The organism is Rosistilla oblonga (genome assembly GCF_007751715.1).
GTDB classification, from domain to species: domain Bacteria; phylum Planctomycetota; class Planctomycetia; order Pirellulales; family Pirellulaceae; genus Rosistilla; species Rosistilla oblonga.
Map to the genome: position 1 here is coordinate 1,648,931 of NZ_CP036292.1, position 25,451 is coordinate 1,674,381.

Annotated in this window: 20 protein-coding genes; 13 read left to right on the top strand and 7 right to left on the bottom strand. The window is 59.2% G+C overall.

From position 1 onward, the window contains the following. The first annotated feature begins 177 nt into the window (after nucleotides 1–177). A complete protein-coding gene (locus CA51_RS05895) occupies nucleotides 178–2,370 on the top strand; it encodes a putative bifunctional diguanylate cyclase/phosphodiesterase (protein ID WP_145118688.1) in 2,193 nt (730 codons plus the stop codon). A 41-nt stretch (nucleotides 2,371–2,411) separates the two neighbouring features. Here CA51_RS05895 and CA51_RS05900 read toward each other — a convergent pair whose 3' ends face one another. The 6 genes from CA51_RS05900 to CA51_RS05925 form a co-directional block, all read right to left on the bottom strand. After that, nucleotides 2,412–3,350 carry an ABC transporter ATP-binding protein gene (locus CA51_RS05900; RefSeq protein ID WP_145118689.1) on the bottom strand — a complete coding sequence of 313 codons (939 nt, stop codon included), beginning with the start codon at nucleotides 3,348–3,350 and terminating at the stop codon, nucleotides 2,412–2,414. Between the two features lie 84 nt (nucleotides 3,351–3,434). Continuing rightward, entirely contained in the window at nucleotides 3,435–5,567 is a 2,133-nt protein-coding gene (locus CA51_RS05905) for a hypothetical protein (RefSeq protein WP_145118691.1), read from the bottom strand. Next, the gene (locus CA51_RS05910) at nucleotides 5,564–5,884 is read right to left on the bottom strand and encodes a MazG nucleotide pyrophosphohydrolase domain-containing protein (RefSeq protein WP_145118693.1); all 321 of its coding nucleotides are present in this window, start codon (nucleotides 5,882–5,884) and stop codon (nucleotides 5,564–5,566) included. Before CA51_RS05910 ends, CA51_RS05905 begins: the two co-directional genes overlap by 4 nt. A gap of 179 nt (nucleotides 5,885–6,063) precedes the next feature. Beyond that, the gene (locus CA51_RS05915; protein WP_197451623.1) at nucleotides 6,064–7,275 is read right to left on the bottom strand and encodes an NPCBM/NEW2 domain-containing protein; all 1,212 of its coding nucleotides are present in this window, start codon (nucleotides 7,273–7,275) and stop codon (nucleotides 6,064–6,066) included. Nucleotides 7,276–7,571: 296 nt separating this feature from the next. Beyond that, nucleotides 7,572–8,639, bottom strand: coding sequence for a prenyltransferase/squalene oxidase repeat-containing protein (locus CA51_RS05920; protein ID WP_145118697.1), 1,068 nt, complete (start codon nucleotides 8,637–8,639; stop codon nucleotides 7,572–7,574). After that, nucleotides 8,636–9,388, bottom strand: a complete 753-nt coding sequence (locus CA51_RS05925) for a hypothetical protein (protein ID WP_145118699.1) — start codon at nucleotides 9,386–9,388, stop codon at nucleotides 8,636–8,638. The genes CA51_RS05920 and CA51_RS05925 overlap by 4 nt, the downstream gene beginning before the upstream one ends. Nucleotides 9,389–9,447: 59 nt before the next feature. On the opposite strand from CA51_RS05925, the gene CA51_RS05930 reads away from it, so the two are divergent. The 8 genes from CA51_RS05930 (at nucleotide 9,448) to CA51_RS05965 (ending at nucleotide 19,661) form a co-directional block, all read left to right on the top strand. After that, nucleotides 9,448–10,203: a tRNA (adenine(22)-N(1))-methyltransferase gene (locus tag CA51_RS05930; protein WP_231746025.1), complete on the top strand. Its 756-nt coding sequence runs from the start codon at nucleotides 9,448–9,450 to the stop codon at nucleotides 10,201–10,203. Between the two features lie 167 nt (nucleotides 10,204–10,370). Beyond that, a complete protein-coding gene (locus CA51_RS05935; RefSeq protein ID WP_145118703.1) occupies nucleotides 10,371–11,963 on the top strand; it encodes a sodium:solute symporter family transporter in 1,593 nt (530 codons plus the stop codon). Beyond that, a complete protein-coding gene (locus CA51_RS05940) occupies nucleotides 11,960–12,706 on the top strand; it encodes a creatininase family protein (RefSeq protein ID WP_145118705.1) in 747 nt (248 codons plus the stop codon). Before CA51_RS05935 ends, CA51_RS05940 begins: the two co-directional genes overlap by 4 nt. An 869-nt stretch (nucleotides 12,707–13,575) precedes the next feature. Beyond that, the gene (locus tag CA51_RS05945; RefSeq protein ID WP_145118707.1) at nucleotides 13,576–14,652 is read left to right on the top strand and encodes a mannose-1-phosphate guanylyltransferase; all 1,077 of its coding nucleotides are present in this window, start codon (nucleotides 13,576–13,578) and stop codon (nucleotides 14,650–14,652) included. Nucleotides 14,653–14,836: 184 nt separating this feature from the next. Beyond that, nucleotides 14,837–15,139: a hypothetical protein gene (locus CA51_RS05950; protein WP_145091749.1), complete on the top strand. Its 303-nt coding sequence runs from the start codon at nucleotides 14,837–14,839 to the stop codon at nucleotides 15,137–15,139. Nucleotides 15,140–15,202: 63 nt separating this feature from the next. Continuing rightward, on the top strand, nucleotides 15,203–16,897 hold the full coding sequence (locus CA51_RS05955) for an ABC1 kinase family protein (protein ID WP_145118709.1): 1,695 nt from the start codon (nucleotides 15,203–15,205) through the stop codon (nucleotides 16,895–16,897). Nucleotides 16,898–17,027: 130 nt separating this feature from the next. Beyond that, nucleotides 17,028–18,374, top strand: a complete 1,347-nt coding sequence (mgtE, locus tag CA51_RS05960; protein WP_145118711.1) for a magnesium transporter — start codon at nucleotides 17,028–17,030, stop codon at nucleotides 18,372–18,374. Nucleotides 18,375–18,569: 195 nt separating this feature from the next. Then, the gene (locus CA51_RS05965; RefSeq protein ID WP_231746026.1) at nucleotides 18,570–19,661 is read left to right on the top strand and encodes a ferrochelatase; all 1,092 of its coding nucleotides are present in this window, start codon (nucleotides 18,570–18,572) and stop codon (nucleotides 19,659–19,661) included. On the opposite strand, the gene CA51_RS05970 is transcribed toward CA51_RS05965, so the two are convergent. Continuing rightward, complete coding sequence (locus CA51_RS05970; protein ID WP_197451624.1) at nucleotides 19,662–21,584, bottom strand: sulfatase-like hydrolase/transferase; 1,923 nt, start codon at nucleotides 21,582–21,584, stop codon at nucleotides 19,662–19,664. Between the two features lie 286 nt (nucleotides 21,585–21,870). On the opposite strand from CA51_RS05970, the gene CA51_RS05975 reads away from it, so the two are divergent. The 4 genes from CA51_RS05975 (at nucleotide 21,871) to CA51_RS05990 (ending at nucleotide 25,423) form a co-directional block, all read left to right on the top strand. After that, nucleotides 21,871–22,623: a flagellar hook-basal body protein gene (locus tag CA51_RS05975; RefSeq protein WP_145118715.1), complete on the top strand. Its 753-nt coding sequence runs from the start codon at nucleotides 21,871–21,873 to the stop codon at nucleotides 22,621–22,623. 12 nt (nucleotides 22,624–22,635) lie between these two features. Further along, nucleotides 22,636–23,442, top strand: coding sequence for a flagellar basal-body rod protein FlgG (flgG, locus tag CA51_RS05980; RefSeq protein ID WP_145118717.1), 807 nt, complete (start codon nucleotides 22,636–22,638; stop codon nucleotides 23,440–23,442). Between the two features lie 29 nt (nucleotides 23,443–23,471). Beyond that, a complete protein-coding gene (flgA, locus tag CA51_RS05985) occupies nucleotides 23,472–24,566 on the top strand; it encodes a flagellar basal body P-ring formation chaperone FlgA (RefSeq protein ID WP_145118719.1) in 1,095 nt (364 codons plus the stop codon). Between the two features lie 62 nt (nucleotides 24,567–24,628). Further along, nucleotides 24,629–25,423: a flagellar basal body L-ring protein FlgH gene (locus tag CA51_RS05990; RefSeq protein ID WP_145118721.1), complete on the top strand. Its 795-nt coding sequence runs from the start codon at nucleotides 24,629–24,631 to the stop codon at nucleotides 25,421–25,423. Nucleotides 25,424–25,451: the final 28 nt, after the last annotated feature.

The following is a 25,451-nucleotide window of genomic DNA, read 5'->3' on the forward strand; positions in this document are numbered from 1 at the left end:
GCGAACAGTTTTCTGTTGGAACTCGCTGGATTAGGTGTAGTTTTGCTTGGCGTAAGCTAAGTTTGGACAGTGTGAGGTCCAGGGCGGCGGTTTGCCGACAGGATCGATCGCACAGGCGTTTGCTGTTGCCTGGTGTTCGCTGCCGGCAAGGTCCAACACTTGTTTCCGAAGTCTCCGATGAATCCTTCGCTGAATCGTCATACCGATATCGATAACCGTCACGGCGTGACGCTGCGGCAGTCGCCATCTGCTGGAAGGGTTTTGGTCGTGCGGGAAGGCATGGACTGCAGCCAGCGGATTATCGATGCGCTGCGCCGCCATGAAATCTCGACCTTGGATGTCGCGGATGTGGCGGGAGCGGTTTCGATTTGTGAAGCCGAACCGATCGCGATCGCCTTCGTCGCGGCTGCGCTCTCCAGCGGCGAAGAGGCTTCGGTGTACTGTCGCTTGCGTCGGATTCGGCATGAATCGGAGCTAGCGATTGTGGCCGTCGGCGACTGTGACGACCAGCATCTGTTTACCGCGTTGGATCAGGGAGCGAGCGAATATTTGCAGCTGCCAACCACGGACGAGTTGATCGTCGCCCGGGCGCGAACACTGCTGCGTTTGCGGCATGTTCAGCACGCGTTCCAGGAGGCCGAGGAACGCTATTTCCTGACAGCTCAGGGAGTCAACGACGGCTTGTGGGATTGGCGTTTGGATTGCGATGAAGCTTATTATTCGCCGCGGTGGAGCGAGATCCTGGGGCTCGATGCGTCGCAGCTGCTAAACCTTCCCGCCGATCTCCGCGACCGCATTCACAGCGAGGATCGTGCCAGCTTTGAAACGCATCTCCAATCGCATTTGCAAGGTAAGACGCCGCACTTCGAGATCGAGGTCCGGTTGCGTCATCAGGACGGCAATTTTCTGTGGATGTTTTGCCGTGGCAAAGCCGTCCCCGCGACCGATGGAATCGCCGCGCGGATCTCTGGCTCGATGACCGATATCACCGTCGGTAAGGTTGCCGATCCGGTGACGGGGTTGCCCAATCGGGTTCTGTTCAAGCGTCGCATCCAACGTTCGCTGCAGGCTTATCGCGAGCAGCAAGGGCCGCCGTTTGCCGTGATGTACGTCGATCTGGACAATTTCAAAATGGTCAACGACACGCTGGGGCATGACGCCGGTGACCGTTTGCTGATCTCGGTCGCGCGGCGGTTGGAGGGATCGGTGCGGACCAGCGAATCGGTGGTGGCACGGCTGGGAGGCGATGAGTTTGCGTTGCTGGTCGAGAACATTCAATCGGTCGAAGAGGCGCAAGATGTCGCCGATCGGATCCTGCGGAACTTCCAGTCTCCGTTTCCGTTGGGCGAGGCGCGGGAGGTTTTTGCTTCGCTCAGTTTGGGGATCAGCATCGCGAGCGAGCGATGCGAAACGAGCGACAAGATCTTATATGAAGCCGATGCGGCGATGTACGAAGCCAAATCGCAAGGCAAGTCGTGTGCGCGGTTGTTTGCTCCCTACATGCGCGAAAATGCTTCCTCCCGTTTGCAGTTGGAACGCGATCTTCGCCAAGCACTCGAGTGCAACGAGTTCGAATTGAATTTCCAGCCGTTGGTCCGGCTGCCGACTCGCGATTTGGTTGGGTTCGAAGCCTTGATCCGCTGGCGGCATCCGCAGATGGGAATGGTTTTGCCAGCGAACTTTATCGCGTTGGCCGAGGAGACGGGGCTGATCGTTCCAATCAGTCTGTGGGTGCTGCGGCAGGCCTGTCGACAACAGGTGCAGTGGAAACGGCAGTTCCCGGATCTGCGGTGTTTGAAGATCTCGATCAACGTCTCGCGGCGTCAGGTCATGCATTCGGATCTCACCGCCGATTTGGCGGAGGTGATCGCCGAGACAGGGATCGCGCCGCGGGAGCTGAAGCTGGAGATCAGCGAGAGCACGATCATGGAGGATGCCGAGCACGGGATCGGTTTGCTGAACGATCTGCGGCGGTTGGGCATCGAGGTCGCGATCGATGACTTTGGGACCGGGTTCTCGTCGCTATCCTGCTTGCATCGCTTGCCCCTGGATTCGCTGAAGATCGACCAATCGTTTGTCGGTACGATGGCGAGTTCGCGGGAGAGTCGGATGATCGTTGGCACGATCATCGCGCTCGCCGAGCAACTGGGACTGGATGTGGTCGCCGAGGGGATCGAGACCGAACTGCAGCAGAACCTGCTGTCGGAGATGGGCTGCGTCTTGGGACAGGGCTTTCTCTATTCGCCGCCGGTAGCGATCGGTGATGCCGATGCGATGTTACGCAAACAATTTGCCGCTGGAAATTCGCTGCCGTTGCCGGCGAAGGGATTTGCGGCGACGCAAACCGTTCGCTCGACATCGCTTTCCTGATTTGTCCCGCTGCGAAAATCGTTGCTTCGCGGCGGTGTCGGCTACATCCGGACCGCGGTCCCTTTGGTCAATGCCATGAAGGCCGATTCGAGGTTCAGTTCCTCTTCGCGGAACTGGCGGACGCGGATTCCCGATTGGATCAATAACGCCGGCAGGTCGCTGTAGTCTTCGACGTCGCGGTTCAGGATCACGCGGATCTCGGAGTCGCCGACTTCCACGCCGCGAACCTTCGGATGTCCTTCCAGCAGATCGGACATCTTCGAGAGGTCGACGATCTCAGCCGGTTGGACGACCAGCACGTTGTATTCACGCACCTGTCGCATCACGTCGTTGACCGTCGCGTTGACTTCCAGAACGCCCCGGTCGATGATCCCGACTTTGTTGCAGATGTCAGCCAATTCCGGCAGGATGTGGCTGCTGACGATGATCGTCTTGCCCATCTGGCCAAGCTTGCGCAACAGGTTCCGCATCTCGATCCGAGCCCGCGGGTCGAGCCCCGACAGCGGTTCGTCTAACAACAGGACTTGCGGGTCGTGCAGCAGCGTGCGAGCCAGCCCCAGTCGCTGCGTCTGTCCGCGGCTGAGCGTGTTCGCATAAGCGTCGCGTTTGAAATCGAGGTCGACGATCTCCAGCATTTCGTCGCAGCGTTTGCGTCGGGCGGGACCGTTGATGCGATACGCCGCGGCGAAGAACTCCAGATATTCGATCACCGTCATGTCGTCGTACACGCCGAAGAAGTCGGGCATGTAACCGACAAGCCGACGGATCTCTTTGGGGTTCAATTGGACCGCGTGTCCGCAGACATACGCCTCGCCCCAACTGGGCTCCAACAACGTTGCAATGATCCGCATCGTCGTCGTCTTGCCGGCACCGTTGGGGCCGATGAAGCCGAACAGGTCTCCCTCGCCGAGGTCGAGGTTGATGTCCTTGATGGCAAACATGTCGCCATACTTTTTTGACAATCCAGAAGTTCTGATCACGGTGAAGGCCCTGCGGTGCTGGTTCAACGGCCCGGTGAGCGAAACGCTGCGGCGGACGATTGGAGCGATTGGTTGTGTTCGGTATTAGCGGCCGGTTTCGACGGGCAACAAAATTCGTGCGAACGATCGCACGGTGCCCGCCTCTGCCGCATGTTGGTCCTCGTCCAGTTGAACGACCGGCGTGTCGACGCGTCCCAACAGGATCGCGTTGTCGGTCGCAAGCACATGGCTGAGGTCCAAATGGTTGACGATACGATTGCTCAATTCAGTGTATTTGGGACCGCCGGCGGTATCGTAGAACATCGCGATCTCCAGCAGCCGGTCCAGGTCGCCTTGCATCTCGGGGTTCCAAGGTTCGGTCGCCGTGGAGGCTTTGTCGACGCTCCGCCGCGTCAAACGCCACTTCAGGTTTTTTGAGGTCAGCGAGCTGACTTCGGGGATCCGTTTTCCAGCGGTAAAACGCGTTGGCAACAGATAGGCCCAGCCGCGATAGACCAGCAGACCGTCCATGAGGTCGACCGAAAGCGGGTTGGAGATGCTGCCACTTAACAGATCGGTTCCTGGACGCTGTTTCAGCGAACTTTCGACAGCTTTCCGAGGCTCGAACTGCCACCACGCGGCGAGTCCCTTGGTGGCGGCGGTTGGCATCGGCAATCCGATGGCGGCGGTCGATAGATTTTCGCCGCTTGCTTCGGCGGCGATCGTGTAGTCGGGCATCTGGCGATCGCGTCCGATCGACGTCAGCCCGCCAAACTCTTGTCCGTTGACTCCCCACCAACCGGTAATCGGTTGTGGTGAATCGGGATCGGAAAACTCGGCGTCGATCGTGTAGCGAAGGTCGTTGCGGCCGGCGCTACCACTCAATAACTGAGTCCAGGCGAAGCCACGCCCCACTTTTTCGCTGGGGTCGATGTCGACGACCGAGAACTGATTCACAACCGGCTGCGTCGGCGTAGCGATCGTCGTTCCGTAGAAGGCGAGTCCGGCAAAGCCCAAAACCGCCAGCGGGAACGTGATCCAGCCCAGCAGCGGACGCCCTAACCAGCGATTGACGATCCAGTAGTCCAGCGGGCCGATCAGCCCCAGGTAGAGCACAAAAAATCCAGCCAGCCATTTGAACGGCAGCACCCAGTGCGAATCGAATTGATCGATCGTGCGGCGGATCTGGCCGACCAAATCGGTGTAGCCGGCGGCGCTGGTGTGACGTTGTGACGTGTTGTTGCGAGTGCCGAGTGCGTTGGGCAGGAATCGCTCCAGCAGATTCTGGCGGTCGGACCACGACGCAAACGGCTCTTGGTCCAAATCCGCGGCCAGGATCAAAACGCGACCGAAGCCGACGAGATACTCTTTGGCAATCGGAACGGTTTGGCGATCGAGCGTTCTGCCGGTCAAAAGCGTGCGGCCGCCGGAGCTGGGAAGACGGAGTGCTTCGTACGCTTTTAAAGGCGTTTGAGTCGTGGTGAACGATTCGATCGCGCGAGGGTCGATCTCGACAACCTCTTCATCGATCTGCAGTCCAAGCGAATCGCGAATCCACGATCCGGCAGCGACCGCCGCTTGCGACTGGCCCCCCAGAGTCAGCACCATCCGCCCGCCGCGGCGCACCCAATCGGCGAGGGCTTGTTTTTGCGAGTCGGCCAACGCGTTGACGATCGCTCCCTGTGATCCTGGGAAGACGATTAGGTCGACGCCGTCGTAGGCGATCCAATGATGAGGCAGTTCTTGACCGTCGGGCAAAACCGAGACGATCGGGAAATTGCGGCGGCCCTGTTGCTCGCTGGCTCCTTCGATTCCGATCGCATCACCGATCGCCAAGATCCATTCTTTTTCGAAGGGGATCGCTGCGGGGGCGTCGATGTTCGCCGATGCCGCCGTCTCGCCCGATTCATCGGTGATCGAAACCTTCAGCTGCTGGTCGTCGCGACCGACTTGGAAGTAGCAACGCAGTTCGCCATCGCTTGTAAATGCCTGCGTGTAGTCGACCCCGACGCCGTCGCCATCGGCGCTGGCGACGATCACGTTGCCCGGCGCAGCGCCCTGCCCCGCTTCGATGCGGCATTCGGCCCACATCCCAGCTCGGCCGCGACCATCGATTCCCGCCTTCGCGGAAAGGTCAGCGGCATCGGTTGCCTGCGGGGCGGCGATCAGAAAGGCCAACGCGGCCGATGATGCCCATGCGAGCCAAACATTCGATTTGCGTGTTGTCCTGGCGATCACGGTTTCTCTTCGTTCGGGCAGATGCAAACCAGGCGGCTGCAGCCTGGACAGCCGCTGCCATATTTTTCGCTGATCGCTTTGGATAGATCGATGTCGGCGACGTTGGCGATCGTCGCCAACCACGCCAGCACGTCGGCGAACTCCGCCGCCAGGTTCTCGCGATCGTCGCCTCGCAACGCCGCCGCCAGTTCGCCAATCTCTTCCATCAACCACATGAAGGTGCCGTCGACCCCGCGGACGACATCCTTCTCGTAATACATCGCCTTGATCTTCTGCTGAAAATCGGTGAGCGATATCTCGGGTTTTGGTTCATTCATCAAGTCGATTCCAATAGATACAGAGGGGCTAAAATTGTAACCGCCCTGCGATCGAAGGATAGGCTGTCTTCATTTACGCAGCTGACGCCGGAAAAGGTTCAATTGCGGCGGATGAGCGGAGTCTCTGTTTGGCTGCGTAATCTCATCGTTTACGCAGCTGGCGAGGAAAAAGGTTCAGTTCAGTCGAGCAAAAAACGGGCGTCGGCCCAAACCGCGTGGTCCCCGCTGCTGCCATCTCCCGCGTCGCGGACCATCAGCACGATCAGCTTCGCATCGCCAAGCTGAATATCGAGCGAAATCGGGGCGTCGCCCGGCTGCAGCGTAGGCGACGTGAACTGAGTCCGCACCGCTTTGTTTGCGTCAGCCGTCAAAACCTGGAAGACCACGCTCCCGATAGCCGTTGACTGGTCGTCACCCGTCGCCATTCCAACCGTCCCTTGAAACCGAGTCGCATCGGGTGGGATGCGGTACGCTGCTTGAGCGTTCGCATGCATCGATAGGCCATGCCGGTAGCGGTATCCGGCGATGGTCAGCGGTTCGCCACGAAGTCCGCTATCGGTGGCCAGAGGCCATTGTAATTCGGAGAGAGAGGCTTGCTGCTTGAACGCCAGAGCAGGCTGCTGGCTGAGCCAACGCGTTGCGCCGCGGACCGGCTGGATCGTTTCCACTGCGGCGGAGAATTGATCCCAGTCGCCAGCAAACGCCAAGCTTTCGCCGCTGGCTAACTCCAGTTCGATCGCGCCGTCGGTTCGCTGGATCGATTGGATCGCCAATCGCGTGCCATCGTCCAGCCCGAACCAAAAGCCGGATTCGGCGGGCTGGATCGGGTGCAACAGCGGGCTCAATACGATGCCGCGGAGTGTCGCTGCAGCGATCGCGTCGGTCCGTTCGCCGCGTCGCAGTTTCCACGTCGCACCAAATGCCAACGGTGCGTCGGCGATCGTCGGCGGAAACTGCAGCACGCCGGCGATCTCGTCTCCGGAAACGTTCAGCAAACGATCGTCTCCGCCATCGGCGTCAGCAAACGTCTTCAAGATCGAGGCCCGCGCGAGCGGCTGAGTTGGCAATTGCAACGCGATCGCGCGAACGTTTGTCAACGACAGCGTCGTTCGGAAGTAACGCCCGGCGATGGCGACCTGGTCCTTTGCGATCCGTTCGATTCGGCCGACGACCCACGATCCATCGACCATCATCAGCCCCGACGCAAAATCGGCGATCGGTTCGTGGCCGTAGCGGATCAATTGATCGGCAGCGACCACCAGCGGTTGGTTCTTGTCGTCGCGAAAGGTCAGCTGGTCGGGCGATTCGAAATCGGAAAAGCTGGCCGCAACGAGACCGCTGTTCAGCAGTAGATCTTCCGCCGGAACGATGTCCGCCAGTGAAATAGCCATGCAAAATGCAAGGACACCGCGATGCATGAGGAGCCTTTGAGGGAAGCGAGTCGAAATCAGTCATCCAGTTTAACCGCAATACCGTTCAACGAAGGAGCCTCGGACCGTCGAAAGAATTAGCGGCGGGACGTAGTGGACGAGGTTACGAGTCCCAGCGATTTGGTCTGATGCAAAAGGACTCGTAATCTCGTCCACTACGCTTCGTTAAACGGTATTGAGTTTAACCGCGTGCCCAGCGGGCCGCGCGTTGGCCGTTCCTGCGTCCGAACCGCTGGGCACGCGGTTAAGCGAGGCAGTTACCGTTGGAAGATCGGCAGCAGGCTGCGGGGAGTGTTTAATATGATGCAGGCCATCGCGGTGGCGTAGGTGCGGTCGGTGTAGTCGAGCCAACTGCCGTCGTTTAATTGTGTCGACAACAGGATGTCTCGCAGCTGTTCGTACCAAGCTTTCCATTCGGGGCCGCCTCGCTGCCAGAGGGCCTGCACCGAATAATAGTGTGCGTAAAAGAAGTAGTTGTTGCGTTGGGGCGAGAAGTTGTGTCCGGCTCGATTGCTGAGGAAATCGTAGCCGTCGTCGAGCTCTTTGCCGCGGTAGCGTCCCGCGTTTTGAAGAGCCACGATCGCGCCGGCGGTCAACGGGAATCGGCTCTCCCCACCGGTCAATTGGTACATAAATCCGCCGTCGGGATTCTGGCATCGCCGCACGTAATCGACCGCCCTTTCGATCGTCTCTCCCGGAACGAAGGTCCCCGCGTTGCGAGCCGCTCGCAAAGCCATCATCTGGCAGATCGTTACCGACAGGTCGGCGTCGCGCGGCTCGGGTTCGTACCGCCAGCCCCCTTCGCTGTTCTGCGAGCGGACGATCAGATCGACGGCATGGTTCAGCTTGCGTTGCAGGTCCTTGCGGTCGCTGGTCCCATAGACTTCGGCGAGGAACAGCGTGGCAAAGCCGTGGCCGTACATCGCCCCGCGGCTGACCGATTCGCGGCGGATGATGAATCCCGTTTCGTCTTCACACGCGTCGGCGATGTAGTCGACGCAGCGATCCAGCGCCGCGCCGTGCGGCCCGCGGTCGGGCAGACTGCCTCGCGACAACATCGCCAGCCCGGCCAAGCTGACTACGGCGACGTTGCGTCCCAAGCCGGTGCCGCGGCCATCGCCAAAGCTGCCGTCGGCGGTTTGACGCGCGACCAGCGAGCTGAGTCCGCGATCGATCGCCAGCGAGACGGCGGGCGTGTAGAGCCCATCGTCGTTCGTTTGAGCAACCGCGGCGGCGGGCAAGGCCGATGCGGTCAGCAAGCCGATCGATCGGCCGATCAGATCGCGCCGCGAGATCGTTCCGGTGTGTGCGAGATTGTTGGTCAAGGTTTCGCGTCCGAACCGGAGGAGAGTTGGCGGAAGTATTCGGTGATCGCATCGCGATAACGGGGCAGGAACTTCTCTGGCAACGTCGCCTGCAGCTCGCCCCGAATCCGCTCGGGCAAGTGTCCCCAAACCGCTTCACGCATGCCTTGCAAAGGGCCTGCGTTGACGATCACGTCGGTGCTGCTGCCGACTTCCGTTCCGGGCTGCGTTCCCAGTTCGGATTGCTGCGGTTGCTGGCCCTCGCGGTTCGGATCGGTCTCCGGTTTTTCTGGTCCCGCCTGCGACATCTGCTGTTCCTGCGAACGCTGCGACGACTGGGACTGGTCTTGATTGGAGTTTTGTGCGGATTGATCGACGATCGTCTGCAGCATTTCCAACGCCCGTCGTTGAGCGGCTTGCGTTGCCGGTCCGGCATCACCGTTGCCAAGCCCCGCGATCGCTTGCTGCATTTCGCGATCGACAGCCTGCAGCGTTTTCAGCATGGCATCGACCGGTTCCGTGGCGGCTTGCGGGGCGTCGGTTTCAGGTTCCGGCTTGTCGTTCGTTTCCGATTCGGCTTGCATCGCTTCGTCTAATAAACCGTCCAGATCGCCCAGCAGATCGACAGCCGGCGGCGGTTGATCGCCGCTTGATTCCGGCGGCTGGGAATGAGCGATGCCAGCCAACCCGGCGACGGCAATGAGGGACGACGCCATGACTGCGACGGTCACGCTGCAGCGGAGGCGATTCGCAGTCGATGTTTGGCTCACGGGGAAGTTGTCCTTGCGGGGCGGATTCACGTTTTGGCGGTTCGTGTTATTGTAGCAGTTTGCTGCGATTTGAACTGGGGACGGTCCCGGCCGATCGGAATTCGAAGCTGGGAATTTGTGTCAACGCTATGTTTGGTTTGGACGTTCGCTTACAAGCTGTCTTCGATCAGGTCCGTTGCCCGACGCATGTCGACGTCGGTTCGGATCACGCGCGGCTGTTGGCGGCGCTGCTGAAAAGCGGCCGGATCGAGCGTGGGATCGCTATCGAAAACAAGCAGCAGCCGTTTGTGAACTCTCGTCGTCGATTGGCGAACCTGGCCGCGGACGTTCGCTTTGGCGATGGGCTGGCGGTCTTGGAAGCCGGCGAAGCGGAGAGCTTGAGCATTTGTGGGATGGGGGCCGAGAGCATCGTGCAGATCCTCGAAGCGTTCCCCGATCGCGTCCCGCCCCGCGTCTTTTTGCAGCCGAATCGGCAGCCCGAATTGGTGCGCCGATGGGGATTGCGCTGCGGTTTTCATTTGGTTGATGAACGGATCGCCTGCGGCCATTGGCCCTATTCGATCCTCACGTTCCAGCGTGCCGTCGATCGGGACGATCCGGCTTACGATGGCATCGACCGCGACGCGGCACTACTGTTTGGCCCGCTGAATCTGCGACGCAGGTCTGCGGTTTTGGAGCGGGTGTTGCGCGAAGAGCTGGAATATTTGCAGCGATTCGATCGGATGGAACCGGCGGGGATCCGGCGTCGCGAAACGATCGAAGCGATGCTGGCGACGTGGTCGGAGACGCCAGCGACTCAGACGCGAAAACAGTAGTCCGCGGCGTTGCGTGAAGTTGGGAACCGCTGGCGAGCAAAAATCTGCTTTGTTTTTGACTCTTGGGAATCGTCGTCGAATGTACGACGCAGTTGGGCGTGTTAAAGTGACGCCACCGGTTGTCCGACAGCTCGTCCTCCCGCCCACCATCGCAGAGAGCTCTCCTCATGCAAACGCTCGACTATATCGTCATCGTTGTCTATTTGGTCGTGATGATGGGAATGGGGATGCATTTTGGTCGCGGGCAATCACGCCGCGAGTTTTTTGCCGCCGGCGGTTCGATGGGTTGGATGGTGGTCGGGCTGAGCGTGATGGCGACGCTGTTTTCATCGAACAGCTTTGCGATGTATCCATCGGTCGGCTACGGCGACAGCTTGCGTGTCGGGATGATGTTGGTCGGGGCGACGTTGATGTCGCCGATCGTGATTTGGGTTTTTATTCCCGTCTATTCGCGATTGAACTGCACGACGGCGTACGAATATCTGGAGCGTCGGTTCCATGTTTCGATCCGCTGTCTGGCCAGCGGTTTGTTTATCTTGTTGCGAATCGGGTGGATGGCGTCGGCGACGTTTGCGGCTTCGTTGGTGATCGCCAGCGTCTCGCAGGTGCCGCAAGTCACGGTGATCCTGTCGCTGGGAGCCGTCTCGATTCTGTATACGATGGTCGGTGGATTGCGAGCGGTGATGTGGACCGACGTGCTGCAGTTCTTTGTTTTTGCCGGGACGATTCTCGTCGCCCTTTCGCTGCTAATCTACACCAGCGGGATCGGCTTCATCCAATCGATCAGCAGTTATTTCGAAGGCCGCTCCAGTATGTTGGTCGACTGGACACCTTCGATGACGCTCAAACATGGCAGTTGGGCGGTGCTGATCGGTACGTTCCTGGAAGCCTTGTCGGCCTTCGGTGCCGACCAAGTCGCGGTGCAACGTTACATCTCAGCCAAGTCGGAACGGACATCGCAGATCGGATACCTGGTGAATCTGATCGGGATGTGGTTGGTGATCCCGGGCCTGCTTTTGATCGGTGTCGGGCTGTTTGCGTTTTATGGCGAAAACCCCGCTGAATTGCAGCCGCTGTTGCAAGGTGTCAGCGTGGGCGAGCTGCCGTCGCCGCTCGAATCGGTTGCGATGCGCGATGCGGTCTTGGCGGCGGGAGTGCAGGACAAGGTCTTCCCCGAGTTTGCGCGAATGCACTTTCCACCGGGGATGGTGGGATTGTTTCTTGTTGCGTTGATGGCGGCGGTGATGTCCAGCATCGACTCGGGTATCCACTCGGTCACGACGGCGATCATCGTCGATTTTCGCGATCGTTTGATGCCCTCGTGGAAGCCCGATGACAGTGCCCACGACGTTGGATTGATCCGTGGTTTGTTAGTCGTCGTCGGTGTGTTGAGCGTCACGTTAGCTTGTTTTGTCGGGCCGCTTGGCGATGTGTTCGACATCGCCAAAAAGTTGACAGCCTCCTTCGGCGGCCCGCTGTTGGCTGTCTTTATCCTCGCCTTTTTCTCGCGCAAAGCCCGCGCTGCGGCGGTCTTTCCGGGGACGTTGATCGCTGCCGCAGCGACGATGGCGATGATGTATCATTTCGACCAGTGGTTCTCGATGTGGTTCTGGCCCGTTGGGTTTGGATTGACGTTGGTGTTGTGCTTTGTCATCAATCTCTGCTTGCCGCGGGCAGCCGGATCGGGTGAAGAACCGTTAACCTTTTCAACCGTGATACGACAAAACCCCAAGCGTGAGCAGGAGCTTCCGTCCGAATGAAATTCTTGAATTCAACCGCCCCGGCGATCCGGGCGCTCGATCGTCAGCAGACCTTGGTCGTGTTTCCAACCGCGGCGGTCGAACAGCATGGCCCTCACCTGCCCTGTGGGACCGATACGTTGATCAGCGATGCGATCGCCGACGCGATGGAAGCTCGGGCGCCCGATCGCGTCTTGCGTCTGCCGACTCAGTGGATCGGTGCCAGTGCGCATCATCGGCGTCTCGGAGCGACGTTGGACAGCGAGTTGCCAACGTACATCCAACTGTTGTGCCAGACGTTGCAGCCGCTGTTGGAGATGGGATTCTGTCGTTTTTTGATCCTCAACGGACATGGTGGCAACATCGATCCGATGCGCGTTGCGGTGCGTCAGTTGCAGTCGCAATGGCCCGATCGGCTGTTGGCGGCGGCTTCGTATTGGTCGATCGCCGAGGCGGTGATCGCGGATCATTTGACGGGCGAAGATAAAGCGGTTGGCCACGCGTGCGAAGCCGAAACGGCGTTGATCCTGCATCTGCGTCCGGAGCTTGTCGATACCGCGGCCGTCGAGTCGGCGATGGGATGGAAGCCCGACGCGGTCGAAGGAATGTTTATCTGCCGCGACATGAAGCAGCGAACCGCCGCCGGAGCGACAGGCCGCCCCGATCTGGCGACTGCGGAACAGGGACGCCAGATGTTCGAAGGAATCGTCGATCGAGTGAGTGTTGCCGTCGACCGATTATTGGCCGAACCCCTGCCCAGCTAGCCAACGACACGAGCGAGTCGAGTGCCGAAGGACCAGCGATTTACCATAGCCCCGTCCGCCGGCATGGGGAAACAGTCGGTCTGGGAAGACCGTCGGTTCTACACAAGTCGTCTGGAATTCGATCATGTTGTCACGTCAGTAGTTCCGCCGGGAACGACTACCACGGTGGAAACCTTCATCCCCATGCTTGCATCACTTGGCTGGCACAACTAGCGAGCGATGCGCCGCCGGGCCCGAAGCTATATGGGCGGCAATGAAATGCATGCATGATCTAGCAAATCGTGTAGCGAACGTTCGGTCCGGGCACCGAACGGAAATCCCGGATTTCTGTATAGCCGACAGGATGCAAGTCGCAGGAATCTACCTACCGTGGCTTCACGCCGCTGCAGGAGCGATTGCGCGGTAACCTCCCATCATGTACGTGTACTGCCAGCCCACTACGAAAAACTCGCTCAAGGCTTGTTATTTTCAATCCCTGACTCACTACGTTTGAGAAGGGCAAATGCGATCAACGCCAGATTTACCTCGTGCCGACGCTTCTATCTCTGGTACATCGCGTGTTTGCTGCGCTAGCCGTGGATCAGCTTGCCGTTGATCGAATGCGATCCTCATCCCGGACCTAAGTAGTCCGCTAGGGCGATAGCACGCTTGGTCCAGCGGTCGTTGTCCTGTTTGCCGAGCCGTTGCAGCGGCGAGGTTTAGGCGGCCGCGGCGGGGACGGGCTGTGGTTTCTGCGATGGCTGATTGGTGAGGTGTGAGGTTCTTGTTAAGGTTGGCGTTGGGATCTCGTCTTGCAATTCGCTGGACCAGCTGGCACGATTGTCGCCAGCATTCATTAACTCAATACAACGCACAAAAAGAGACTCCCAATGTTGCATGCAGTCATCATGGCCGGTGGCAGTGGAACGCGGTTCTGGCCCGCCAGCCGCCGATTGATGCCCAAGCAGATGCTGACTTTGGTCGGTGATCAAACGATGATGCAGGCAACGGTCGACCGCTTGAACGGCTTGGTTCCCGCCGATCAGATCCGCGTGATCACCAACGCGGCTCTGGTCGACAAGATCGCCGAACAATTGCCCGCTCTGCCGTCGCAGAACATCGTCGGCGAACCTTGCAAACGCGATACCGCTCCCTGCGTCGGCTTGGCTGCGGCGATGGTCGCCAAGCAGGATCCCGATGGGATTATGGCGATGTTGCCCGCCGATCACGTGATCTCCAGCAACGATCAATTCCAAGCGGCGCTGCGTCGCGGCGTCGACCTGATCCAGCAGGACCCGCAGCGGATCGTGACCTTTGGGATCACGCCCAGCTATCCCGCCGAATCGTTTGGATACATCGAGCGCAGCGAGCCGATCGATTCGGAATCGCCAGCCGCCTACAGCGTCGCCCGGTTCCGCGAGAAACCGAATCGCGCCACCGCCGAAGAGTATTTGGCATCGGGATCGTTCTACTGGAACAGCGGGATCTTCCTGTGGCGCGCTTCGACGATCCTCGACGCGCTGAAACAGCACCAACCGGCGATGTATGAACACATCATGGCGATCTCCGACGCGATCGGGACCGACCAATTCCCGCAAGTCCTGCAGGAACGTTTTACTGCGATCGAGGGGATTTCGATCGATTTCGCAGTGATGGAGAAGCACGAACCGATCGTCGTGATCGAAGCTCCATTCAGCTGGGACGATGTCGGCAGCTGGCAATCGCTGGCCCGGATGAACCCCAGCGATGCCAATGGCAACACCGTGCTGGGCAAGCATCTGGGGATCGATACCAGCGGAACGATCATCCGCAGCGAAGGGGGACACACGATCGTCACGATCGGCGTCGAAGATATGATCGTCGTGCAAACTAAAGACGCTACTCTGGTTGCTCCCAAAGCGGCTGAAGAACGAGTTCGTGAAGTCGTCCGTCAACTGACCGAACAAGGGCTCGACGAGCTGCTGTAGCGGCTCGCTGCCGAGCGGCCGACAAATTGCCGACCACTGGCCCAACCAGGGCCCGTGGCGGCTCGATGCATCGTTTTTCGCGGGTCTGACGCACTAGTCAACAGATTCTCAATGCGTTAGCATACTTCGGGTCCGAACAACGCCCAAATTCCTACACCTTCACTCCAACCCCTGCTAATCGCCAATGGCCAAGTCACGCGGTTCTAACCTTAAACGCGCTCGCGACGAAGCGGATGCTTTCGAAGCAAAGGAAGCCGAAGCTCCCGTAAAGAAAAAGGCCAAAGCGAAACGCAAGACGAAGAAGAAGGTTGCCGTCGAAGCCCGCATGAAGCTGTATTGGGGCGTCTTCAGCCAGAGCCTCAAGCGGGTTGCTGTCTTCGAATTCGACCAGAAGGAAGAAGCGGAAAAACGCTGCAAAGAACTCGGCAAAGGGGGCAAAAGCCCTCACTTTGTCCAGAAGGTCAAAGAAGAGATCGTCGAAGAGTAGGCCTTCGGCAGCAAGTGATCTGATGCCGATTACAATGGAGGCTCTCGCTTCCGTCGGATATGCATGAAGATCACATCGATTCCACAACTGTATCGCAATCTGCGTCGATGCCAGGAAATTCTTGGCGTCCTGAATCGTTATGGCTTGGCTGGTTGGCTGAGCCATTTTCCGAAGACGCCATTCAGCGATGTCTTAAAGGATCCGCAAGGGACGCCGCTGTCTCAGCACTCCCGCGAAGTCCGGATCCGCCTGGCGCTGACCGAGCTGGGCCCCACGTTTATCAAGCTGGGCCAGATTCTTAGCGCCCGCCCCGATCTCGTCGGCCCCGCGTTGGCGACCGAGCTGCGTCAGTTGCACGCCAGCGTCCCTCCCGATCCGCCCGAAATCGTCGAAGCGACGATGCGAGCTGAGCTGGGCGATCGCTTTGATTTCGAATTTGCCGAATTCGATCCCGTCCCGACCGCCGTCGCGTCGATCGGTCAGGTCCATCGCGGTCGCTTGATCGACGGGACCGATGTGGCGGTCAAAGTCCAGCGGAAGGGAATCGAAAGCACGATCCTTCGCGATCTCGACGTGCTGTCGGGATTCGCCCAACTGGCTCAACGCGTCAGCTCGCTGGCGGCTTGGGGGCCGGCCGAGATGGTCGCTCAAATGGGGCCGATGTTGCGTCGCGAACTCGATTTCGAACGCGAACTGCAAAATATGCGGCTGTTCGGCGGCTTCTTGGCCAACGACCCCAAGGTCCATGTCCCCAAGACCTTCGACGCGCTGTCGACCCATCGCGTGTTGGTGATGCAGTGGATCGATGGCGTCTCGCTGACAAAATTCTCCGACCAGCCGCCGCCTGAGTGCGACCAGGAACAACTGACCCAGCGGATCGCCCAGTGCTACATGCAGATGCTGTTTGTGCACGGCACCTTCCATGCCGATCCGCATCCGGGCAATCTGCTGGCGATCGGCAACGACGAATTGGGGATCCTCGATTTCGGAATGGTCGGCCGGATCGACGACCGTTTGCGCGAGACGATCGAAGAGATGCTGTATGCGATCTCCGCCAGCGATCAGATGCAGTTGACGCGGTTGATCAAACGCGTCGGCAAGGCGCGAGAGGATATCGACGAGGCGGCGCTGTCGATCGATGTCGCTGAATATCTGTCGACCTACGGGCCTCAAGACCTCGATCGTTTCGATCTGACCGGGGCGCTGAACGATCTGTCGGAGATCTTGCATCGGCATTCGATCAAGCTGCCGCACCAATCGGCGCTGTTGTTGAAGATGCTGATCTCGCTGGAAGGGACGTTGCGCGAACTCGATGCTCACTTCAGCACCTTGGAAATCATGCGTGGTTTCCTGCGCCGCGCGATGATGCGGCGGCTCTCCCCGCGGCGGCGGTTGCGCCAAGCGCGGCGGATCTATATGGAAGCTGAAAACTTCCTGGAGGTCGTGCCGGACCAATTGGTCAGCATGTTGGAACAGGTTCGGCAGGGGCGTCTGAAAGTCAATCTGCAGCATCGTCGGCTCGGGCCGCCGGTGAATCGATTGGTGTTGGGGATGCTGGCGAGTGCACTCTTCTTAGGTTCGTCGCTGCTGCTCAGCCGCGAAGTTCCGCCGCTGTTGTTCACCGAACCGTGGCGGTTCGGACTGCATAACATCAGCCTCGTCGGACTGATTGGGATCTCGATCAGCTTGCTGGTGATGATGCGATTGATCCGAGCGATCGGGCGAACCGGGCACTTGGACGACCGCGATTCGGACTAACCAACCGGTCGTCTTGCCAGGTCACCTCCTTGCACAGCTGGCGTTTTTCTGAGAACGTGCTTTGTACCGATTCAGTGACTGTGCGCGCACTTGAACTTCGGCTCGTCGAATCGGCTTGGAAGCAAACGCCATGAATCAATTGCAGCTCGACTCCGCAACGGAAGACGAAGCCCCGGAAGATGCGGGGATCGCCGAGATCGCGAACCTTGTTGCAACGGGCGAGATGGCCGATGCCGTGGTCGCGTTGGATCGGCTGTCCCCCGATTCGCAAGCCGAAGCGGTCGCCAGCCTGTCGCCCGAGCTCGCTGCCAATTTGATGGAGCACGTGGTCGAAGCGAGTGCTGTCGAGATCATCGATCACCTGCCGACCAACGTCGCCGCGCTGATCCTCGACGAGGTGACCAGCGATCACCGCGCCGACCTGATCGCCGAACTGTCCGAAGCCAACGCCGCGGAGATCATCGACCAGATGACTCCTGAAGAGGCGGCCGACGCGCGGACGTTGATGCAATACGCATCGGACACCGCCGGCGGTCTGATGATCACCGAATACGTCAGCTTTCAAGCCGATCAATCGGTCCGCGACGTGATCGAGGACCTCGCCGAAAACGCGGATGAATACCGGCATTACGACATCCAATATTCGTTTGTCTGCGATGGCGAGCGGTTGGTGGGCGTGCTGCCGCTGCGCGACCTGCTCCTCTCCAAACGCGCCACTCCGCTTCGCGACATCATGGTCGCCAACCCGATCTCGGTGCTCGATACGATGTCGTTGGACGATGTCGAAGACTTGCTCGAATCGCACGCCTTTCTAGGCGTTCCGGTGATCGATGCCCAAGGCGATTTGCTGGGCGTCGTTCAGCGAGCGGCCGTCGAATACGCTCGCAGCGAACAACAACGCAGCGACTATTTGAAGAGCCAGGGTATCGTAGGTGGCGAAGAGGTGCGTAGTCTGCCGCTGCTGGATCGCAGCAAGCGGCGACTTTCATGGCTGAGCGTCAACATCTTGCTGAACATCATGGCGGCAAGCGTGATCGCTTTCTTCCAGGACACGCTCGAATCGGTGATCGCCCTGGCGGTCTTCCTGCCGATCATCTCCGACATGAGCGGCTGCAGCGGCAATCAAGCAGTCGCCGTGAGTATGCGAGAACTCTCCCTCGGGTTGGTCAAACCGAACGAAGCCCTTCGCGTTTGGTTCAAGGAGATTTCGGTTGGCATCCTCAACGGCTTCACGCTCGGATTGCTGATCGCCACCGCGGCGATGCTGTGGAAAGGGGACGCGATGCTCGGCTTTGTCGTTGGATTCGCGCTCTGCATGAACACGATGATCGCCGTCTCGTTTGGCGGTGTGGTGCCGCTGATTTTGAAGCGAGCTGGGGTTGATCCGGCGATCGCATCGGGCCCGTTGCTGACGACGATCACCGATATGTGCGGCTTCTTCTTGGTCCTCGGCCTGGCCAGTCTGTTGCTTGTGTAGCGTCGGTTTGGCGGGTGAGAACAATCGGATCGAACTTCTCGTTGAAATTGAGCTTCGATGAAGTTGTCCGTTGGTGCGACGGCCGATTCGAAGGCATAATAGAATGATGTTGCGCAGTGAGCGATCGTCACGGTTAACGTTGTGATCGTCCCGCACACACCTTCCCTCTCCCATCTCTCATGGTTGTTCCACGACGTGCCAGTAACCGCTACCGATTTGACCGATGCAACGGCTCCGGCCCCCGAGAGTCTCGACGCCTTTTTGTTGATCTCCTTCGGTGGACCGGAGGGGCTCGAAGACGTCGTCCCCTTCTTGGAGAACGTGCTGCGAGGCAAAAACGTTCCGCATGAGCGGATGCTTGAAGTTGCCGAGCATTACAAAAAGTTCGGCGGCAAGAGTCCGATCAACGATCAGAATCGCGAACTGTTGAGCGCCGTCCATCACGAACTGCGTCGCGCCGGCGTGCAGCTGCCGATCTACTGGGGCAACCGCAACTGGGAACCGACGATCGCCGACGCGTTGATGAGCATGCGCGATGACGGCAAGAAAAACGGAATCGCTTTTTTCACCAGCATGTTCAGCTGCTACAGCGGATGCCGCCAGTACCGCGAAAACATCGCCGACGCCCAAAAGCAGATCGGTCCCAACGCACCGACGATCGTTCGGCTGCGGTTGGGATTCAATCACCCCAGCTTTATCGAAGCGGTTGCCAGTCGCTTAAACGACGCTTTGGCCGCTTTCCCCGAAGCGGTTCGCGGCGAGGTGCCGGTCCTGTTCACCGCTCACAGCATCCCAATTTCGATGGCTGAAAACTGCAACTATGTGCAGCAGTTGACCGAAGCTTCGCGATTGGTCGCCCAACAGACCGGATCGGCTAATTGGGAACTGTGTTATCAAAGTCGCAGCGGCCCGCCGCAGGTTCCGTGGTTGGAGCCCGATATCTGTGACCGGATCGAAGCCTTGCATCAGCGAGCTGCCGCCGACGGCGGAAAGCTCGATCGTTTGGTGATCTTGCCGATCGGATTCACATCGGATCACATGGAAGTCATCTACGACCTCGACGACGAAGCGGCCAGCCTTTGCAAGTCGCTGGGCATTGAAATGCAACGCGCCGGGACCGTCGGGACGCATCCAAGTTTTGTCCGCATGATCCGCGAACTGGTGGAAGAGCGGATCGGTCGCCGCGACGGACGAGCGACCGCGGGCGAATTGCCCGCGTGCGAAGACATTTGCCCCGCCGATTGCTGCACCTACACGCCGACTCGCCCCGGCCGGCCGCAGTCTTGATCAGGGCCGCTTTTTCGCTTTGCCCCGCGGCTGCTTCTTTTTTGCGATCGGCTGGAAGTTCGGATCCAGATACTCCAGCCGTCGCAGCGCCGCATCGTCGCTAGCCGTCAATTTCAAGCTTGCCAGCGACGCCGCGGTAATCTCGAACTCGACAGCTGTCGGGCCGTCTTTAAGCATCACGACCGTGTTCAGGATCTCCGCCGCTTCGAGCGGCGAAGTCGTCGATCGCAGCGCCTGCATGATCACCGGCCGCGGATCCTCACCCGCGATCAGACTCAAGCTTTCCGCAGCCCTCACCCGGACCAAGCGGCTGGCGTCACCGGCCGCCAGTCGGCGCAGAACGTCCGCCAACGAGGCCGCCTGTTCACCGTGACAACTGCAAACGATGCAGCCCCAGTAGCGGAGCAGTTTATCCTCCGCGGCGAGCGTTTTAGCGATCGCCGGCGCCGCGTCGAGGAACGGTTGCAAGCTGAGGTCGGCGACATCCATCGCCGCCGCGATTCGCTCCTGCTGCCGCTGACCAAATGCCACAGGATTATCCATCGCTTGGTCGATCAGCACGCTCTCGGGAAACAGACTCAGGTCTGGCATCTGCCGCATCCGCTGCCCCAATTGCGTTCGCAATTCCAACAGCACGTCGGCGTATTGAGGATCGCCGGCCAAGTTGATCGTTTCGTGTGGATCGGACTTCAAGTCGTATAACGCTTCGACGCTGCGAGGCTGGAAAAATTGAGCCTGCACGGCGTTCAACTCGCCCGCCGCAAACAGATCTCTCCATTCCTGGAACGCCAGCGATTTGTAGCGATAGTTGTTTTGCAGGCCATCGAAATTAAACGGTTGAAAGCTGCGAACGTATTCGTAACGTCCCTTCCGCAGCGTCCGCACGAGGTCCCACTTTTCATCGAAGCGGTCGGCGTATCCAAACGCTTCGTCGCGGCTGGCCAGTTCGGCGGCAGTGATCCCAGGTCCAAGGAACGGATTGCCGTCGACGCCTTGTGGCACGTCGACTCCCGCCAAATGAAGCAGTGTCGGGCCGAAGTCGATGAAGCTGACAAAGCCTTCGCTGCGGCTGCCTCGCGTGGCGTCGACAAGATGTTGGTACTTGGCCGGAATCCGCACGACCAGCGGGATGTGCAAACCGCTGTCGTAGGCGTAGCCCTTGCCTCGCGGCAACACTCCGCCGTGATCGCCGAAGTAGAAAATGAAAGTCTCCTCCAACAGACCGTCCGCTTCCAATCGATTGACGACCTTGCCGATCTCCGCGTCGACCTGCTGCATCAGGTCGCGATACTTGGCGTTGGTGTAGCGGAAGGTCGGCGTGTCGGGATGGTAGGGAGCGACAAAGACGGTCGCAGGATCGGTCGTCGTCGGGTTCTCTTCCATCGACTGACGCGAGAAATGCAGCCGGCTCTCGTGCGTCGTTCCGAAGGACTGTTTGTGGAAGAAGGGTTGCCCCGGTTTGCGGCCGCGCCAGTTCGCTTTGCCCGACGAAGCATCCCAGACGCCGGGACCTTCGATCGCGTTGTAATCTTTTTTGCTGTTGTTGGTCGTGTAGTAGCCGGCATCGCGGAGATAGGCGGGCCACATCCGCAGCCCCTCGGGCATCGGAGCGGGCTGGCTGCGGCGATGGAACTGCGTGCCGATCCGCGGCCCGTAACAACTTGTAATCAAAGTCGTGCGAGCGACCGAGCAGACCGGCGCGTTGGAGAAAGCGTTCTCGAACAACAGCCCGTTGGCGGCGAGGGCTTCGATATTTGGAGTCGCTGCGCCGTGGGGATCGAACAGCTGCAGATAGTGCGTCGAATTGTCTTCGGAGATCAGGAAGACAAAGTTCGGCTGGTCGGCTCCGCTAGCGAGCGAAAGGAGCGGTGTCGATCCGAACGCAACCAGCAGCAACAACGCGCGATAGAGCAGCGATTTCATAAGGTTTCCGCCAATGGAAATTGTTTCGAAGAGGGCTGATCGCGATTGTAGCATTCCCGCTCAACCGATTGGGAACGCTATCAATCGCATCGATCGGGGAGCCGCGTCGGCGATTGGTCGGCAGCTTGCCAAGCTGCTCTTGTCACTGAGTTCCCGAATCGATTAGAGACAAGTTTAACCAGGAGTCACCGCGGCGTTGGGATGAAAATTCCAGAGCGTCCGTCGGCGTGGCTTTTGGGGAGAGGATACACGCCGGGGGGCGTTAGATCGAAGAGGCGAGAGCTCGATGCCCTACGGAATGTACATGTCGGCGGCCGGCGCCAAAGCGCAGAGCCATCGTTTAGAAGTCGTCAGCCACAACTTGGCCAATGTCAACACGCCGGGCTATAAAGCTCAGGCGCCGGTGTTGCAGGCTCGCTTTGCCGAATCGATCGAAGAATCGCTAAAAAATCCTGGCACCGGAGAGGTCGATGATGTCGGCGGCGGCGTTACGCTGCAGTCGACCGGCACGGAATTCCGCGAGGGACCGATCAAACAGACTGGCGTTCGCACCGATTTTGCGATCCACAACGCATCGGACTTCTTCGTCGTCCAGCACGACGATCAACAGATGCTGACCCGCGCCGGGAACTTCTTGTTCAACTCCAACGGCACGCTGGTCAATCAAGGCGGCGATCCCGTCCTCGACACCGGCGGACGCCCGATTCAGATCGATCCTCGGCTCCCCTTCGATGTCACCGCAGGAGGGCGGATCACCCAATCGGGCACCACGTTCGACCTGATGCTAGCGCGTCCGAACGGCTACGGCGATCTTTCGCGACAAGGCGAAAACCTGTACATGCCATTAGCTGAGTTTCAGCCGGTGGCGCCGACCGAACGCGAAGTCGCCAACGGCGCGTTGGAGCAATCGGCGGTGAACCCGACGACCACGATGATGGAATTGATCGAAGCGTCGCGTGGTTATGAAGCCAATACCAAGATGATTCAGAACCAAGATCATGTGATGGGATCGTTGATCTCGCGCATTTTGCAAAGTTAATTGGAGCGATAGATGAGTGTCCAAACGCTATACACCGCCGCGACCGGTATGGACGCGATGGAAACCAAGTTGGATGTGATCGCCAATAATTTGGCGAATGTGAACACCACTGGGTTCAAACGCGATCGCGCGAACTTCGAAGATCTGTTGTATCGCAACGAGATCTATCCGGGCGTGCAAGATTCCAACCAAACACCCACGCCGACCGGGACGCAGATCGGGCTCGGCGTTCGCGTGATGAGCACGCAGACCGATCACAGCCAAGGAACCTTGGAACAGACCGGTCGCGAACTCGACTTTGGCATCGAAGGACGTGGCTTCCTGCCCGTCTTGGATCCACGCAGCCAGACGACCGTCTACACTCGCGCGGCGAATCTGGACGTCAATGCCAACGGGCAATTGGTCCTTGGTTCGGCGCAAACGGGCCGCTTGATCGATCCGCCGATCACGATCCCCCAAGACGCAACGCAGATCCAAATCAGCGACACCGGAATCGTCTCGGTGCGGATCCCCGGAACCGTCGAACTGCAACAGCAGGGGCAGATTCAGTTGGCGCAGTTCGTCAATCCGGATGGCTTGCTGAAGATCGGTGAAAATCTGTATCAAGAGACCGAAGCATCGGGAACCAACCAGTTGAGCGATCCGGGCAGCGATGGCGCTGGAGTGATTCGGCAGGGAAATCTCGAGGTTTCTAACGTCGAACCGGTACGTGAGTTGATCGACCTGATCACCACCCAGCGGGCGTTTGAGTTGAATTCGCAAGCCGTCCAGGCGGGCGACCAAATGATGCAAACCATCGCCAACCTACGTCGTTTCTAATCTTGGGATCTGTCATTTTTACTTCCACGATGATTGCAGTACGCCACGGACTTTGCATTTCAGCAACGCAGCGGCGATTTGCCGCCGGCGGGCAATGGATCTGCGCCGTCGGCGTTTGGGTGAGCATGCTCGGTACCGTCGCGCTCGCGCAGCAGTCCGATCCGTGGACACTGCAGTTGAAGCCAAACGTTACGGTCACCTCGTCGATCGTCCGCGTCGAAGATGTCGTTCAACCGGTTTCGATCCCCGACAACGTCTGGGATCAGCTGCGCAAATCGACGGTTGGATTGATCCCCACCGATGGTCGACCGCTACAGTTGATGCGGTATCGGTTAGCCGAAGCGCTCAATCATTCCAAACTGGTCACCGCACCGATCCTTTGGGTCGGCCCCGAATCGACAAGCGTCCGATCCAATCCCGTCGTGCAAGTCGCTGCGAAGGTGGTCACCACGGTGGCGGAAGTCGCGCCGAAAGAAATCGATCCGCAGAGTAAACGCTTGATCGAGCGAGTTGTCGAAAAAGCGATGCAGGACTACGAAAACGACTTCGAATACAAGATCGATTGGGAACGACTGCCGATCGCCCAAGTCGAAGAGATCACCAGTTACCAACGCGTTGCTGTCCCCACGACGATCACCGCCGGTGTCGCTCGTTTTGTCCTTACATCGACCGTGGAAGGAGAGAAGCGGGAGGTGCCCGTCTATCTGCAGATCAACGAATTGCCTCGCGCGATCGTCGCCACGCAGAACCTTTCCCGCGGGCAGATCATCGGTCCCAGTCAGCTGCAATGGAAAGTGATCGATTCGACCGTCCGCAGCGATCATTTGGCTACCGACATGAGCCAGTTGATCGGCCAGGAAGTCAAACGGAACGTCCCCGCGGGGCGTTGGGTCCAACAGACCGATGTAGGACCGCCGATCTTGGTCCGTCGCAACGACATGGTCGAAGTCATGGTTGTCGGCGGAGCGATCGTGATTCGCACCGGCGGCAAGGCGATGGGCGAAGGTTCCGAAGGGGATCTGATTCAGATCGAAACGATCGAAGATCGCAAGCGGTTGTTGGCTCGCGTGATCAGCACGGGGCTGGTCGAGATCGTCACTCGCGCCCCACAAGTGCAACGCTAATCGGTGCCCTGCGACACCGACTCCCAAACAGATAAACTCAGCAAAACCCAGGGAATTATCGAATGCTCAAAGCCTTCTCATCGACGTGTTTTGTCGGTTTGCTGTTGGGTTGCGCTGCCGTGGCGGTAGCTCAGGAAAATCCATTCCCTCAAGTCCAATCGGGAATCGGGACCGAAGATATCGCGCCGCCGTCGAATCAAAACAGCGATCCTTATGATCGCGGTGCGGCGGCGCCCGATCCCTCTCGTGCCGCACCATCGCAGGCTGCTAGTGCCCAGTACACTCAGCGTTACGATGCGCCGTTGGGATTGCAATCGGCCAGTTGGACCTACATCCCGCCGCCTCCCACACGCACGTTGCAGATGAACGACATCGTCACGATCCGTGTCGATGAAATCGCCCGCGTTCAAGCCGAGGGATCCGCCTCGACGCGAAAGAACGGATTGTACGACACGCTGCTAAAAGATTGGGTCAATCTTCGCGGTGGCAAACTTCAGCCCGACACGCATGAAGGTGGCGATCTCCGTCTGCAAGGGACCGTCAACAGTTTGTACCGGGCCGATTCGGAGATCGAGAGTCGCGAGGCGCTGTCGTTTAACATCGCCGCCCGCGTCGTCGACATTCGCCCCAACGGCAACTTGGTCGTCGAAGCTCACAAGACGATGTACGTGAATGAAAACGTCTGGGAGACGTTCCTCTCGGGCACCTGCCGCAGCGAGGATATCGGGCCGGACAACGTCGTCCTCAGTCGCGATCTGCTGGATCTGCAAATCCGCAAAAACGATCGCGGCCGGATGCGAGACGGCTACAAACGCGGTTGGTTCACGCGTTGGTTCGAAACGCTGCAACCGTTCTAACGTTACGGCGTTCAGCGGCCGGAAAACT